This window comes from Corynebacterium sp. UMB2355A, assembly GCF_033877495.1.
GTDB lineage: Bacteria > Actinomycetota > Actinomycetes > Mycobacteriales > Mycobacteriaceae > Corynebacterium > Corynebacterium pseudogenitalium.
In genome coordinates, this window is sequence record NZ_CP138855.1 from 545,805 (window position 1) to 559,824 (window position 14,020).

Annotated in this window: 14 protein-coding genes and 1 tRNA gene; 5 read left to right on the plus strand and 10 right to left on the minus strand. The window is 61.5% G+C overall.

The window, feature by feature from the left end; all coding sequences use genetic code 11:
* Positions 1-12: 12 nt before the first annotated feature.
* Genes R0V12_RS02645 through R0V12_RS02655 form a run of 3 tightly spaced genes read right to left on the minus strand, consistent with a single transcriptional unit; the run spans position 13 to position 2,727 of the window.
* Positions 13-1,176, minus strand: coding sequence for a bifunctional RNase H/acid phosphatase (locus R0V12_RS02645; RefSeq protein ID WP_320072766.1), 1,164 nt, complete (start codon positions 1,174-1,176; stop codon positions 13-15).
* Positions 1,177-1,180: 4 nt separating this feature from the next.
* On the minus strand, positions 1,181-1,864 hold the full coding sequence (locus tag R0V12_RS02650; RefSeq protein WP_311475857.1) for a zinc ribbon domain-containing protein: 684 nt from the start codon (positions 1,862-1,864) through the stop codon (positions 1,181-1,183).
* Positions 1,865-1,881: 17 nt separating this feature from the next.
* Complete coding sequence (locus R0V12_RS02655) at positions 1,882-2,727, minus strand: Nif3-like dinuclear metal center hexameric protein (protein ID WP_070362158.1); 846 nt, start codon at positions 2,725-2,727, stop codon at positions 1,882-1,884.
* 35 nt (positions 2,728-2,762) lie between these two features.
* On the opposite strand from R0V12_RS02655, the gene R0V12_RS02660 reads away from it, so the two are divergent.
* The 4 genes from R0V12_RS02660 to R0V12_RS02675 are packed head-to-tail and all read left to right on the plus strand — an operon-like array spanning position 2,763 to position 5,410.
* Positions 2,763-3,410 carry an HAD hydrolase-like protein gene (locus R0V12_RS02660; RefSeq protein WP_311475859.1) on the plus strand — a complete coding sequence of 216 codons (648 nt, stop codon included), beginning with the start codon at positions 2,763-2,765 and terminating at the stop codon, positions 3,408-3,410.
* Entirely contained in the window at positions 3,400-3,864 is a 465-nt protein-coding gene (locus tag R0V12_RS02665; protein WP_311475860.1) for a low molecular weight protein-tyrosine-phosphatase, read from the plus strand. Before R0V12_RS02660 ends, R0V12_RS02665 begins: the two co-directional genes overlap by 11 nt.
* A gap of 38 nt (positions 3,865-3,902) precedes the next feature.
* Positions 3,903-4,826 (plus strand): SURF1 family cytochrome oxidase biogenesis protein, encoded by a 924-nt coding sequence (locus tag R0V12_RS02670; RefSeq protein ID WP_320072767.1) that lies wholly within the window; start codon positions 3,903-3,905, stop codon positions 4,824-4,826.
* Positions 4,826-5,410, plus strand: coding sequence for a hypothetical protein (locus R0V12_RS02675; protein WP_320072768.1), 585 nt, complete (start codon positions 4,826-4,828; stop codon positions 5,408-5,410). Before R0V12_RS02670 ends, R0V12_RS02675 begins: the two co-directional genes overlap by 1 nt.
* 214 nt (positions 5,411-5,624) lie before the next feature.
* Here R0V12_RS02675 and R0V12_RS02680 read toward each other — a convergent pair whose 3' ends face one another.
* The 4 genes from R0V12_RS02680 to R0V12_RS02695 form a co-directional block, all read right to left on the minus strand.
* The gene (locus R0V12_RS02680) at positions 5,625-7,028 is read right to left on the minus strand and encodes an FtsX-like permease family protein (protein WP_320072769.1); all 1,404 of its coding nucleotides are present in this window, start codon (positions 7,026-7,028) and stop codon (positions 5,625-5,627) included.
* Positions 7,029-7,032: 4 nt separating this feature from the next.
* Entirely contained in the window at positions 7,033-7,755 is a 723-nt protein-coding gene (locus tag R0V12_RS02685) for an ABC transporter ATP-binding protein (RefSeq protein WP_320072770.1), read from the minus strand.
* Between the two features lie 840 nt (positions 7,756-8,595).
* Positions 8,596-8,671, minus strand: a tRNA-Val gene (locus tag R0V12_RS02690).
* A 67-nt stretch (positions 8,672-8,738) separates the two neighbouring features.
* A complete protein-coding gene (locus R0V12_RS02695) occupies positions 8,739-9,167 on the minus strand; it encodes a DUF3052 domain-containing protein (protein ID WP_070362150.1) in 429 nt (142 codons plus the stop codon).
* A gap of 204 nt (positions 9,168-9,371) precedes the next feature.
* Here R0V12_RS02695 and aceE point away from each other — a divergent pair, with 204 nt between their 5' ends.
* On the plus strand, positions 9,372-12,098 hold the full coding sequence (gene aceE / locus R0V12_RS02700; RefSeq protein ID WP_284818812.1) for a pyruvate dehydrogenase (acetyl-transferring), homodimeric type: 2,727 nt from the start codon (positions 9,372-9,374) through the stop codon (positions 12,096-12,098).
* Positions 12,099-12,101: 3 nt separating this feature from the next.
* On the opposite strand, the gene R0V12_RS02705 is transcribed toward aceE, so the two are convergent.
* Genes R0V12_RS02705 through R0V12_RS02715 form a run of 3 tightly spaced genes read right to left on the minus strand, consistent with a single transcriptional unit; the run spans position 12,102 to position 14,014 of the window.
* Entirely contained in the window at positions 12,102-12,623 is a 522-nt protein-coding gene (locus R0V12_RS02705; RefSeq protein ID WP_320072771.1) for a Rib/alpha-like domain-containing protein, read from the minus strand.
* On the minus strand, positions 12,620-13,009 hold the full coding sequence (locus R0V12_RS02710) for a hypothetical protein (RefSeq protein WP_320072772.1): 390 nt from the start codon (positions 13,007-13,009) through the stop codon (positions 12,620-12,622). Before R0V12_RS02710 ends, R0V12_RS02705 begins: the two co-directional genes overlap by 4 nt.
* A gap of 3 nt (positions 13,010-13,012) precedes the next feature.
* The gene (locus tag R0V12_RS02715) at positions 13,013-14,014 is read right to left on the minus strand and encodes an alpha/beta fold hydrolase (protein ID WP_320072773.1); all 1,002 of its coding nucleotides are present in this window, start codon (positions 14,012-14,014) and stop codon (positions 13,013-13,015) included.
* Positions 14,015-14,020: the final 6 nt, after the last annotated feature.

The following is a 14,020-nucleotide window of genomic DNA, read 5'->3' on the forward strand; positions in this document are numbered from 1 at the left end:
GGCCGGTGCGCTTTATTTTCGGTGGTGGGCGACGTCGTTGACGCAGCGCACCACGCCCATCTCCCCGTAGAACTCCACCACAGAAATCGACGCCAAGTCCAGAAACAGGTGCTTGAACACCTCGGCGCTCACGTTCAGCCCCTGGCGGATCACCGACTTGATCGGCGTGGTGTGCGCCACCAAGAGGATGGTTTTGCCTTCGTAGCGTTCCTGGACGCGCAGCCGGGCACGCGTGACGCGGCGGTGCAGCGAGGTCAGCGACTCGCCGTTCGGCGGCGCGGTGGCGGCGGAGGCCTGCCACGCCTCGAAATCCTCGGGGTAGCGCTGCTGCGCGTCCTGCCTGCTGAGCGCCTCAAAGTCACCGAAGTCCACCTCGCGGAAGCCCTCCTCGGTGACGATGTCCTCGTGCGCAATCCCGAGCGCGTCCGCGCAGGCCTGCGCGGTTTGCTGGGCACGCGCCTGCGGTGAGGCAACGATCACGTCGATGTGCCCCATCTCCGCAAGCGCAGCCGCGGCCCGGCTCGCCTGCGCCTGCCCGATTTCGGTTAGCGGCGGGTTGGCTTGCCCGCTGTAGACGCGGCGGGCGGAGTGTTCGGTTTGGCCGTGGCGCAGCAGCACGAAGCGGGTGCGTGGGGCGTCGGTGCCGGACCAGTGGCCGGGGCTGGCGGTCTCGTGGGGCTGCGCCTCTTTTGGTGCCGCCGGGGCAACCTGCTTGGCCGCCTGCTTCGGCGCTTGCGCAGGTGCCTCGTGTGCAACGAGGCCCTTTTTGCCTTTCGCGGCGGCGTCCATGGCCACGTTGGACAGCTCGTCGGCTTTCTTGTTCTTGGCGCGCGGCACCCACGTGTAGGTGACCTTCGTGCACGTGCGCGCCAGTTGCTTCGCCTCCAGTGCGAGCTGCTGCATGTCGGGGTGCTTGATCTTCCAGCGCCCGTTCATCTGCTCGACCACGAGTTTGGAGTCCATGGACACGGCGACTTCGTCGGCGCCTGCGTCGATGGCGGCCTTCAGGCCTTCGATGAGCCCGTGGTACTCGGCCACGTTGTTCGTGGACTTCTTGCCCACCGCGTAGACCACTTCCGCCAGGGTCTCCCCGTCCGGGCCGTAGACGACGGCACCGCTTCCGGCGACGCCGGGGTTGCCGCGGGAGCCGCCGTCGCAAAACATGGCTACCTTCATGCAACTACTCCTGTACTTGGGTGCGGACCAGCAGTGTGCCGCAGTTCGGGCACATCGGGACCTCGTCGGCCGGGGTGGCGTTGACTTGGTTGCGCTCGGTGGCGGGCAGCGCGATGAAGCAGCCGTTGCAGGTGCGGCCGTTGAACGCGGCGGCACCGATTTCGTCGTAGGCCTCGAGGACGTCTGCGGGCAGCTGGCTGCGCAGCACCTCAGTGTCCACGCGCTCGCGTGCTGGCAACGCGTCGACGGCGCGCTGTGCGGCCTCGACCTTACGCTCGAGCCCGTCCAGGCGAGCCCCATGGTTGTCGCGGTTGTTGCGCAGCGCCGCGATCTCGTTGTGGGCCTCCTTCAGCTCATACTGCAGGTCCGCGATGCGCGACTTCGTGGTGTAGCGGTCGTGCTGCAGGTCCTTGCGGCGCTCCTCGTCTGTCTCCGCGCCGAGCATGCGCTTGTTGTCCAAGTCGCGGCGCTTGAGCTTGCGCTCGTCTTCCTGGATACGCAGGATCTCCAGCTCCATGTCGTCGACGGCGAGCTGCGCCGCAGACGCCGCGCCGCGCATGCGCTCGAGCTCCGCGGTGAGGCGCTGCAGCTCCTTTTCCTCCTCGCTCGTGGCCTCGGGGTGGGCGGCCTGGCGGTCAGCCTTGGCAAGATTCAGTAGTACCTGCTGGAGTTCTACGGCAAGTTTCACGGGGAAGCACTGCTCCTTTACTTGGCTTGATTCGGGTGGGCGGAAACGGTCCACGGGTCCGTGCGCACCGGGATGATGCACGTTTCCACGCCTAGCGGGTTCACGATACCCTCTGCCTGCTGCGTCCACGGAAATTCACTCGCCCAGTGCGCAGTATCGATCACGGCGGGCCCACCAGCGCGCAGGTGCTCGTCGACTGGGTGGTGGCGCAGGTCCGAGGTGACATAGACATCGACGCCGAGCGCCCTCGCATCGTCAAGGAAGCTGTCGCCCGAGCCGGAGGAGACTGCGACGGTGCGCACCATCTGCTCCGGGTCGCCTGCGGCGCGCACGCCCCACACGGTCTCAGGCAGGGCGTCGGCCACGCGCTGGGTGAACTCGCGCAGGGTCATCGGCTCAGGCAAGGTGCCCACTCGCCCAAGGCCGGTGGCTCGCTCGAGCGCCCCCGGCGTATCGACGTCCACATCCCCCACCGGGCGAATCGGCCTACCGGGCCGAATCCCGACCAACTCCGCCAACTTGTCATTGACCCCCGGGCGCGCCGAGTCCGCGTTCGTATGCGCCGCGAACAACGCGCAGCCGCCGCGGATCAGTGTGTGCACGACCTTGCCCTTCGGTGTATTGGCCGCAACCGAGTGCACCCCGCGCAGCAGCAGCGGGTGGTGAACCACCAGCATGTCCGCGCCTTCCTCCAGCGCGCGCTCCACCACGCTCATCGTGCAGTCCAGGGCAAACGCCACCTTGTGCACGGGCTCGTCCGGGTCGCCGCAAATCAGGCCGACCTGGTCCCAGCTTTCGGCGAGTTCGGGCGGGTAGGCGGCCTCGAGTGCCGCGACAATATCTCCTACAGTCTTCGTCGTCATGGCAACTAGCCTACAAACCTGGAATGCTGGTGGGCGTGACACTCCAAACAAACCGCCCGACCGTGCTCTTTGACGTCGACGGCACCATCCTCGACTCCTTCCCAGGAATCCGCGAAGGCTTCCTGCGGGGGCTCGCCGCCATCGACGTCGCCCCGCCTGACGAAGCGTTCATCGCGAAGATCCCGGGGCCGCCCATGCGCGAGTCCTACGAGAAAGCCGGGTGCACGCCCGCGCAAGTCGACGCCGCGATGCAGGTCTACTCCGACTTCATGAGCACCGACGGGTGGCAGCAGTTCACCGTCTTCAACGGCATGGCCGAACTCATCGCCCAGCTTGACCGGGATGGGTTCCGGGTGGGCACGGCGACGTCCAAAAGCGAAACCTTCGCCACCCTTGCGCTGAAGCGCGCGGGCATCTGGCCGCACCTGGACTTCCTCGGCGCCGCCGACCACGAGCGCGGCCGCAGCACCAAGATCGCGGTGCTGGAGTACGTCCACGACACCTTCGCACCAAAGCGCCCCATCATGGTCGGCGACCGCACCCACGACTTCACAGGTGCCGCCCACTTCGACATCCCGTCCGTCGCCGTGACCTGGGGCTACGGCGACGCCGCGGAGTGGGCACAGGCCACTCACGCCGCACAAACCGCAACTGAGCTCAAGGAGATCCTCTATGCATATTGATTTCGTGTGCACCGGCAACATCTGCCGCTCGCCCATGGCGGAAGTGATCATCGCCGCCAAATTTACCGACGCCGGCCTCGCCGACCACGTCCGCGTCACCTCCTCCGGCATCGGCGGCTGGCACGTCGGCGGCCCCGCCGACCCGCGCGCCATCGCCGAACTTGCCGACCACGGCTACGACGGCACCCGCCACCGCGCCCAACAGTTCGGCGCCAACCAAATCGACGCCGACCTCATCGTCGCCCTCGACACCAACCACGTCTCCGAACTCATCGCCCGCGGCGTGCCCGAATCCCGTATCCGCCTGCTGCGCTCCTTCGACCCAGTCGCCCCCGAAGGCGCCGGCGTCGAAGACCCCTACTACGGCGGCGCCGACGGCTTCCAAACCACACGCGAACAAATCGAAGCCGCCGCCCCAGGTATTATCAGCTGGGTCAAAGCGCAGCTAGACTAGCCGGAGTAAACGAGGGTTCTGTGAAAGCGGGAGCAACAATGCAGCCGGAAACAGGTGCACAACCATGGTGGAAAACGTTTCTGACCCCAGGGTGGGTCATCGTCGCCATCCTGATCGTCCTGTTCTCATACTTCGCGTTCACCCTGCTTGCGCCCTGGCAGCTCAACAAGAACGAAGCGCTCGTGGAGCGCAACGACCACATCAAGACCGCCTTCGAGCATGACCCGGTGCCGATCGGAGAGGTCGTCGACAAGCAGGGAGCCCTTGCCCCCGGCGCCGAGTGGACCCGCATCACCGCAACCGGCACCTACGCCCAAGACAGCGATGTGCTGCTGCGCCTGCGCCCCATCGACCGAACCCCATCCTTCCAAGTACTGACCCCATTCCACCTGGACAACGGGCAAAGCGTGCTGGTCAACCGCGGATGGGTCCCCGCCATCGGCTCCACCCAAGTCCCCGACATCGACGCCCCACCCACCGGCGAACAAACCATCTCCGGCATGATGCGCGTCGACGAAGGCGTACACCCCTCCGCACCCCTCAACGACCAGGGCTACACCATGGTCTACTCCATCAGCCCAGGTCAAGTCGGCGAACTCACCGACACCGCCCTGGCCAGCCCCTACGTCCAACTCCTGAGCGACTCCCCCGGCGTCCTCACCGCCATCCCGCTGCCCATGCTCGAGACCGGCAACCACCTCTCCTACGGACTGCAGTGGATCGCCTTCGGCATCATGGCGCCCGCCGGCCTCATCTACTTCATCTGGGCCGAAACGCGCGAACGCCGCCGCTTCAAAGAGGAACAAGCCGAGCTTCTCGACGCCCCCTCCGAACCCGCCGAGCCTGTTGCTCCCGCCTCCGCCCCCGCTGCTCCCGCTGCTCCCGCTCAGGCGCGGTCCCGCTACGGCACCCAACGGCGCAACCCCTGGGCCAAATCATACGAAAAGGAAGAAGAACGCTAATGCCCCACCAGCTGACCCAACGCGACGTCAAACATCTCGCCCGCTGCCTCACGCTGCTCGGTGACGCCAACATCCACCTCGACGCCGCCGCCGAACCCGCCGACATCGAAGACGCCATCCTCGACGACCTCGACGCCTTCCGCGAAGCCCCGATGACCACGCTGCTCGGCCTGCGCGGACCCCACAACGCCCCGCTCATCGACTCCGTCGTCCACAGCGTCCCCCAAACCGACAACGCCTTCGTCCACCTCCTCGACTACATCGCCCTCGCCGCCAAGGCCCTCCGCGCCGAGCTGCGCGAAGTCGCCGTCTTCCCTGACCCCGACAACATCGAAACCGGCTCCCTGCGCCTGCGCGTCGGCGAGTGGGACGTCGCCGACATCGACATTCCTGCTGGTTCTTCTGGTTCTGCTGGCATCGCTGATGCCGAACTTGCCATCATCGGCGCCCTCATGCCCCTCGACGCCGAAGCCGTCACCTTCCAGGCCCCGCAAGGAGTCGGCGTCGTCCTCGCCGACGTCGTCCCCGGCACGCCGCAGGCCAGCATGCAGGCCGTCTTCACCGCCATCGAGGCGGAGCTGTAGGGGTTTCTGCGCCCGCTAGGTGTTCGCTGGGTGTTCGCTGGGCACCACATTCCTTTGCGAAAAGTCCGCGACCTGGGAAAATACACGCCCTCCGAGCCGAAATGCCGGGATTTGGTGCACTGATCTCGCACCACCTGAAATAGTTCCCACGAGCGTAAAATGTCTGCGTAACCATGAATTCTTGCATCAATCTTACCGAGAACAGTTCTTCCCATTAGTTCCCCTGTTCTCGAAGCTGTAGTCCTGGACCTTCACGAAGATATGCAATTGTCGGAATGTGAAGGAGCATGAACATCATGACCCATGAACAGAATAAACCGAGCAGCATGCTCAAAAATGGCCACACCACAACAGCATTCCCGTTAAGGGCAGCTGCAGATACAAAGGAACAAACCAAACCACTAATAATTACGGGAACTAATGCAGCAAAGGTGGCGGCCACGGACATTGCAAAACTCTCAGCAATGATGAGAGTACGAACCTGCTGCGCAGACATACCGGCTGCTTGAAGCAAAGCAATTTCCCGCCCTCGGCCACGAGCTGATAACGAAACCACAGCTGCACTTGTGGAAAGCATTGACACGATGACAACGGCAACGATAGTCCACACATCGGTTAAATTCGTTGACGTTCCAGGTTGAAGGATCTGAGTCATGGCGGCTACAGAACGCACGGCGCATAACAATAAACCAATTCCACCCAAACCGGCAGCTAGGGGAGCGATCGTAGTTGCGTTGATTTGCGCTCGATCTGCAGCAGCGCGTGTCCCCAATGCCGGGATCACTAATCCTAGATATTCGAATGCCTTATGAAGGGCCCAGAAAACGAATCTGACAATCTCAGGGCAAAGGAGATATACCGAAAATAGAGCAGAAATACCTGCATTTACACTGAGGTTAAACATTGATCCTGGGCTAGTGGAGCCAAGTTGGAGAGCAAACTTAGAGGCCACTACGAGGGCTACCGCGACCATGAAGAAGAACAGCCCGAAACACACTCTAATGAGTGATGATTTAACACTTTGGTTAGTTTGATTAGAGGTACGGAGAGCAATACCGGGTTGGATATGTGACGCCCGCCGTGCGGGAATAATCCCACCGATCAACGTTGTGAGTAAACTGGCGATGATTATTGCCACAGGAGACCACGGAGCGATAGTAAAACGTGGCAGTTCAACCGATGCTGACACTTCTGAGTTGAAAGCCGGTATCGCCCAGAAGCTCAAGATTGAAGAAACGATTGCACCCGAGGTTGCGCCACAAAGGCTCACGAGAAGTAAAACGAGCAAAGTGGACAGGAATACAGCTCGGGGAGATGCCCCAAGGAGAAGCCAGAGGGCGTGAGAGTGGCGGGTTGACTGGACGCTCGCATGCCCTACCACAGTGAGAGCTACCCAAGAAACGAGGGCAATAACGGTGTAGATGGTTACGGAAAGAATTTGAAACTCTGCGAGGGGAACACCCGCATCAGCGACAGCATCGCGGAATGATGGCGCCATCGTCCAAGCAAACTGATGGATACATAAACCAAGCATCGTGGATATGACTGAAACCACAGCAATGGCAGGTGCCCATTGTTTCCATTCGTCGGCGAACATTCGCAGGACATAGCGTTGCATTTGATTACTCTCCGACGTTAGACATGAGCTCTAATAGCTCCTGGCTAGTACTCCGACCGACAGTTTGAACAATGCGCCCATCGCGCATCACAACAACGGTGTCAGCCAAGGTCGCGGCTTCTAAATCGTGGGTAACCATCACAATCATTTGTCCCTCATCCGCCATTCGTCGGAGGGTATGGAGGACAATTTCCGTGCTTTGAGAATCTAAGGCACCTGTTGGCTCATCAGCGAAAACAATGTCGGGACGTCGAGCCAAAGCTCGACATAATGCCGTTCGTTGCTGTTCACCTCCAGATAAAGTTCGAGCAGGTGCATTGCACCTATGGCTAAGGTTGAATGATTCTATGAGCTCGTTAATAACGTCTTGAGGTATTTTTTCCCGGTCGAGCTGGAAGGGGAGCATAATGTTCTCCTCCACCGTAAGAAAAGGAACAAGATTGTACTGCTGAAAAACAAACCCTATTTTTGTACGCAGCATGCGTGCTCGTTTGTTAGCCGATAGACGATAAATATCTTGCTCATCGACGGTGACCGACCCTGAAGTCGGTTCATCTAAACCGCTCAGGCACATCAGCAGCGATGTTTTACCGGAACCTGAATGTCCCACTATCGCTGTCAAACCACCTCCACGAAGATTAAGGTCACAACCGCAGAGAACCTCAGCTGCATTCGGTCCCGATTCTACAATCCGTCGGAGGTTTTTGGCTCTAAGTGTGGTGGTCAAGGGCGTTTTCCTCAAGATAGAATGAACACTATTATGGATGGTGGCCGTGGTACTGAACGTACGTTCATTTCCAGTACCACGGCCACTTTGGTAAGTAATTTAGCAGTTTCCCCAGCACAGGACAACACCGATCTGGGGAAACGCAATCCCTCCAAATGAAAAACCTCGAATTTGGGGGTTAAGCGACAAAATGTGTGCTTTTTGCATATGGATTCCCGGCCCTGCCTGGGCCTACGGCGGGAAAGTGCTCGTTGAATCGGGATTCCCGACCGTAGACTGGAAGGTCCACCACTTCAGGCGTCGGATGTGCTAAAGGGGCAGACTGTTGAACCAGCCTGCAGCCAACTCAGCACGGAAAAGAAAACACAACAGGCCCATGGCCGGTCATGCGGACTCACCACCGCAACAATGGACGCCACCAGCGAGCAATCATGGACGGTGGTACTTCCTGCAGGTCCAGCACCACGATGCCCCTCTGGCGTTCGCAGCCGAGCAAGACTTTGGGCGCGCAGACTTTACACACGCCCGCCAGTTGCATGTGTGAGCGGTATCAAGCCAACTCGCCCGACGACCGACCGCAAGTCTGCGACACCGACTTCAACCCCTCCTGGGACATCCGACATGGCTGGGTAGTACGGCCATAACCCCAGCACAACACCCACGGCCCATTCATCCCGAGCCCCGAAAAAGCACACATATTGTCGCTTAAGTCGACACGCCGAGAAAAGCACACATTTTGTCGCTTAACCCGAATTTGGTGCGCCAGCCCAACAGAAAGCCAAAGCATAGCCCAGAAAACGAAAAATACCCTCCCCGACTCCTCGGAAAGGGCCTTTGACCTGGTGCGCCATGACGGGCTCGAACCGCCGACCTACTGGGTGTAAACCAGTTGCTCTTCCAGCTGAGCTAACGGCGCGCTGGGTAGAGACTTTAACAAAGCTTCTACCGATCGCAAAATTAACAACAAACGGGCAGGTAAACGCCTATTTTGGTACACCTGCGGAGCGGAGGCAGGAGCCTTGCCATTCGCCGAAGCGGTCGGCGGTGGTTTGGACCAGGCCGGCGAGTTGGGCGGATTCGGAGATGACGCCGGGTTGTACGCCGCCGGGCTTGGAGGCGCCTGGGGTCATGAGCCAGATGCGGGCGTTGTCGTCGAGGTTGCGGGAGCAGTCGACGAGGACGTCGACAAGGTCGCCGTCGTCTTCGCGGTACCAGAGCAGGATCATGTCGCAGAGGTCTTGTGCGTCTTCGTCGAGGAGTTGGTCGCCGATGCGGTCTTCGATCGCTTCGGAGATGGTTGCGTCGGCGTCGTCGTCCCAACCGATTTCTTGGACGATTTCGCCTTGATTGACCCCTAGTCGGTCAGCGTATGTATCGACACCGTTGGCGCCCAACGTTCTTATTCCTCCCAATGAGATGAGTGTTGTATGCAAATATGCCGTTTAGTTTACATCTGCGGGTTACACATTACCGGACAAATATGCGACGGCCTCCGGGGGCCCTCGAGTTTTGTGACGTTCAACGCAATTGGCTGAAACCACGTATCCTGTTTTGCAGGTTTTCATTCCCGCCTGTGCCTCGCTGGTTGCAGGCCCGAAACGTTAGGAGGACGTTCCTTGGCTGAACACAATAATGACTCCAACATCCCGTTGATCCGCGAGGGTGTCGCTTCGTATCTGCATGATACGGACCCGGAAGAGACCCAAGAATGGATTGACTCGTTTGATGGGATTCTGGACCAGTCCACGCCGGAGCGTGCTCGATTTTTGATGCTGCGCCTGTTGGAGCGGGCGTCGGCGAAGCGGGTGGATTTGCCTGCGTTGTCGTCGACGGATTTCGTGAATACGATTCCGACGAAGATGGAGCCGGAGTTCCCTGGTGATGAGCAGATTGAGAAGCGCTACCGCCGTTGGATGCGTTGGAACGCGGCGATCATGGTGCACCGCGCGCAGCGTCCGGGTGTGAAGGTTGGCGGCCATATTTCCTCGTATGCGTCGGCGGCGGCGTTGTATGAGGTTGGTTTTAATCACTTCTTCCACGGCAAGGACGCTGAGCAGGGCGGCGACCAGATTTTCTACCAGGGTCATGCTTCCCCGGGCATGTACGCGCGTGCGTTCCTGGAGGGTCGTCTGACTGAGGATGATCTGGATGGTTTCCGTCAGGAGCATTCGCGTCCGCAGGGTGGTCTGCCGTCGTACCCGCACCCACACGGTATGAAGGACTTCTGGGAGTTCCCGACGGTGTCGATGGGCTTGGGCCCAATGAACGCCATTTACCAGGCTCGCTTTAACAAGTACTTGCAGGATCGCGGTATTAAGGACACGGATCAGCAGCACGTGTGGGCGTTCCTCGGCGACGGCGAGATGGACGAGCCGGAGTCGCGCGGTCTACTGCACATGGCGTCGCTGTACGGCCTGGATAACTTGACCTTCGTGGTCAACTGCAACTTGCAGCGTCTCGACGGCCCCGTCCGCGGCAACGGCCAGATCATCCAGGAGCTGGAGGCCTTCTTCATTGGCGCTGGCTGGAATGTGATCAAGGTTGTGTGGGGCCGCGAGTGGGATGAGCTGCTGGAGAAGGACAAGGACGGTGCGCTGGTCCACGTCATGAATACCACTCCGGATGGTGATTACCAGACGTTTAAGGCCAATGATGGCGCGTTTGTGCGCGAGCACTTCTTCGGCCGCGACGAGCGGACGCTGAAGCTGGTCGAGGACATGTCGGATGAGGAGATCTGGGCGCTGCGCCGCGGCGGCCACGACTACCGCAAGATCTATGCGGCGTACAAGCGTGCGCTGGAGACCAAGGGCAAGCCGACGGTCATTTTGGCGCACACGATTAAGGGCTACGGCCTGGGCCACAACTTTGAGGGTCGTAACGCGACGCACCAGATGAAGAACCTCACGCTGGAGGACCTGAAGCGCTTCCGCGACAAGCAGGGCGTGCCGATCAGCGACGAGGAGCTGGAGAAGGATCCGTACCTGCCGCCGTACTACCACCCGGGCGAGGACGCTCCGGAGATCAAGTACTTGAAGGAGCGCCGCGAGGAGCTCGGCGGGTACCTGCCGGAGCGTCGTGTGAAGTTCACGCCGCTGGAGCAGCAGCAGGACTTCGAGAAGGCCTACAAGGCTATGTTCAAGGACTCGGGTAAGCAGGAAGTTGCCACGACGATGGCGCTGGTGCGTACCTTTAAGGCGTTGATGCGTGATAAGGAGATCGGGAAGCGAGTGGTGCCGATCATTCCGGATGAGGCGCGCACGTTCGGCCTGGACTCCTGGTTCCCTACCCTGAAGATTTACAACCCGCAGGGCCAGAACTACGTCCCAGTGGACCACGACTTGCAGCTGTCTTACCGTGAGGCGACGGACGGCCAGCTCCTGCACGAGGGCATCAACGAGGACGGTTCCTCGGCGTCCTTCATCGCGGCCGGTACGTCCTATGCGACGCACGGCGAGCCGATGATCCCGATGTACATCTTCTACTCGATGTTCGGTTTCCAGCGCACGGGCGACAACTTCTGGGCCGCTGGCGACCAGATGGCGCGCGGTTTCATCATCGGCGCGACTGCTGGCCGCACCACCCTGTTTGGTGAGGGCTTGCAGCATATGGATGGTCATTCGCCGATTTTGGCGTCGACAAATCCGGCGGTGGTCACCTACGATCCTGCCTTTGCGTACGAGATGCCGTACCTGATTTCCAAGGGCATCGAGCGCATGTACGGCGACGGCCACGGCGAGGACGTGATGTACTACATCACCGTCTACAACGAGCCGACGCACCAGCCGGCGCGCCCGGAGAACCTCGACGTTGAGGGCCTGCACAAGGGCATCTACCTGTTCGACGAAGGCGAGAAGCACGAGCACAACGTGTCGCTGCTTGCTTCCGGCATTGGTATGCAGCAGGCGCTTCGCGCGCAGAAGATCCTGCAGGAGAACTACAACGTGGGCGCCTCGGTGTACTCGGTGACCTCCTGGGTGGAGTGCGCGCGCGACGGTGCGCGTGTGGCCAACGAGCAGCTGCTGCACCCGGGTGAGGACGTCGGCGAGGCGTTCGTCACCCGTCAGCTGAAGCAGACGGAGGGCCCGTACGTTGCGACGTCCGACTTCGCCACGGACCTGCAAGAGCAGATCCGCCCGTACGTGCCGGGCCAGTACTTGGTGCTTGGTGCGGATGGGTTCGGTTTCTCGGATACGCGTGAGTCGGCACGCCGCTACTTCAATATTGACGCCGAGTCGATGGTGGTTGCGGCGCTGATGGGCCTGGCGAACGAGGGCAAGATCGAGATGGATGTTGCCGCGCAGGCCGCGAAGGACCTGAAGATCGACGACCCAACCGAAGCCTAAGGGCTAGCGCGGGAGGTACGGGGCGAGCGCCGGAATGTTCGGCGCCAACGCTGCGAACAGCGCCCCGACCACCGCGAGCGTAGAGAGCACCCCTAGCGTGATGACGAGCGCCCTCGAACCCGAGGAGCCGTTCGAGTCCGCTGGGGGTGTTTGTGGTTGCGCCGGTGCTGGTAGGTTGGGGCCGTCGTGGTTGAGCCGGAGGTCAGCGGTGCGGGTCGTGCCGTCTTCGAAGGTGGCGCGGACTTCGACGGTCGAGGGGGTGCGTGCGGCGTCGGTGGCGGTGCCGCTGACGGTGCCGGTGACGGGGTCGATGGAGAGGTCCCACCCGGCTGGTGGGTCGATGAGCTCGAACTTCGCGTCGGTGGGGAGTTCGACGCGATCGCGAAGGTTGAACGGCGTCGCTGTGAACGATGTGCCGTGGGCGACCTCGACTGGTTTGTAGACGGGTTCGTAGATCAGGCGCTGGTCGGCAACGAGCGAGACCGGCACGCTGATGTACTCCGTAGTCCCGTCTGGGTATTTCACACCGATGTCGAGTTTGCGGGTGTTTTCGCCGCGCTGGACGGTGGTGCAACTCGGTGCGTAGAGCTGCCCGGCTTCGACTTGGTCGCAGTTGAAGAACTGGAGGCGCACGACAAGGGTCGTGTCGTTTTCGATCGTGGCAACGATGGGCACCCCTTGCGTTTCTCCCCGCCGGCGACCCAGAACGTTGTCCCCTCCGGCGCTCCGGTCGGGGTGAAACGTGTGCTCTCCGTGTAGAGCTGACCTGGGACCAGCGGTACGTAGCGGGGCTCGGTGTGGAAGCTCGGCTGGTAGCGGTCGGCGTCCGTCACGTCAGCGGCCACTGCCAGCGGGGCGCAGGCGATGGCGCAGGTTGCGGCGGTGGTGGCGGCGAGCAATTTGTAATTCATGAGTTACTTCACGTCTTCGGTAATGCGTTGGATGAGTCGGTTGATGGCGGTGCTGACGGCGCCGGGGGCGTCGAGAGGCGGCATGTGGCCGCTTTCGGGCAGCACCTGCATGTAGGCGCGCGGCCAGATCTCGTGGAGTTTCGCGCTCTGGGACACCGGGGTGACGGCGTCGTGGTCGCCGACGAGGATGTAGCCGGGGATGGTGCCAAGCACCTCGCCGGCGTCGAGTTCCGAGTGGTGCAGCAGATCCTCGAAGTAGCCGGCGTAGGTTTCCAGCGGGGTTTCGCGGATCATGGCGGCGTGGAACTGCACCAGCTGGTAGCTCATCGGCCGGAAGTAGAACCCCAGTGCGAGGATCGGGGTGAGCATGTCGGTGACGACTTGCCGCACGCCTTCCGCGAAGTGCGGGGTCACGGCGACGACGCCTTCGATGAAGCGCCCGATCGGCCCGGCGAGGATCTGTGGCAGGCCCTGGACGGTGAATGGTTCGACCGCGCTGGAAATCTGCACCGAGCCGGCGAGATTGAATTCGTGGTGGTAGCGCCGCATCATCGAAAGCGAAATCGGCCCGCCGAGCGAGTGCCCGACCACGATGGCGGGTCCGCGCACGTTGCGCTCACGCATGACGGCGGCGACGTCGTCGGCGGCGGCGTCGATAGTTAAAAGCTCGGGGTCGACTTTGCCGGTCTGCCCGTGCCCGCGCAGGTCAAGCAGCAGTTGGCGCACGCCGTGGCCTGCGACGTCTTCGGTTTGCAGGAAGAATTCTTCGGCGGCGATGTTGAAGCCGTGGATGTAGACGACGGTGACGGCATCGGGGTCCTCGGGGCCGAGTTCGTACCAGTGGATGTTGATGCGCTCTCCCCCGGCGTCGACTTCAAGGACGCCCTCGCGGTCGGGCTTGAGCCCGTACTCGCCGTCGCCGGTGTGCAGCGCCTCGCGCGTCGCAATGAGCTGGCGGCGCGCTTTGGGCGTGAGCGATCGGAGGTAGGCAACTGTTTGCAGCATGCTTCC

Excerpts from the sequence above, each read along its gene's own strand:
- R0V12_RS02645 (WP_320072766.1), bottom strand. The coding sequence starts at position 1,176 with ATGAAGGTAGCCATGTTTTGCGACGGCGGCTCCCGCGGCAACCCCGGC.
- R0V12_RS02655 (WP_070362158.1), bottom strand. The coding sequence starts at position 2,727 with ATGACGACGAAGACTGTAGGAGATATTGTCGCGGCACTCGAGGCCGCC.
- R0V12_RS02665 (WP_311475860.1), top strand. The coding sequence starts at position 3,400 with ATGCATATTGATTTCGTGTGCACCGGCAACATCTGCCGCTCGCCCATG.
- R0V12_RS02670 (WP_320072767.1), top strand. The coding sequence starts at position 3,903 with ATGCAGCCGGAAACAGGTGCACAACCATGGTGGAAAACGTTTCTGACC.
- R0V12_RS02675 (WP_320072768.1), top strand. The coding sequence starts at position 4,826 with ATGCCCCACCAGCTGACCCAACGCGACGTCAAACATCTCGCCCGCTGC.
- R0V12_RS02680 (WP_320072769.1), bottom strand. The coding sequence starts at position 7,028 with ATGCAACGCTATGTCCTGCGAATGTTCGCCGACGAATGGAAACAATGG.
- R0V12_RS02710 (WP_320072772.1), bottom strand. The coding sequence starts at position 13,009 with ATGAATTACAAATTGCTCGCCGCCACCACCGCCGCAACCTGCGCCATC.
- R0V12_RS02715 (WP_320072773.1), bottom strand. The coding sequence starts at position 14,014 with ATGCTGCAAACAGTTGCCTACCTCCGATCGCTCACGCCCAAAGCGCGC.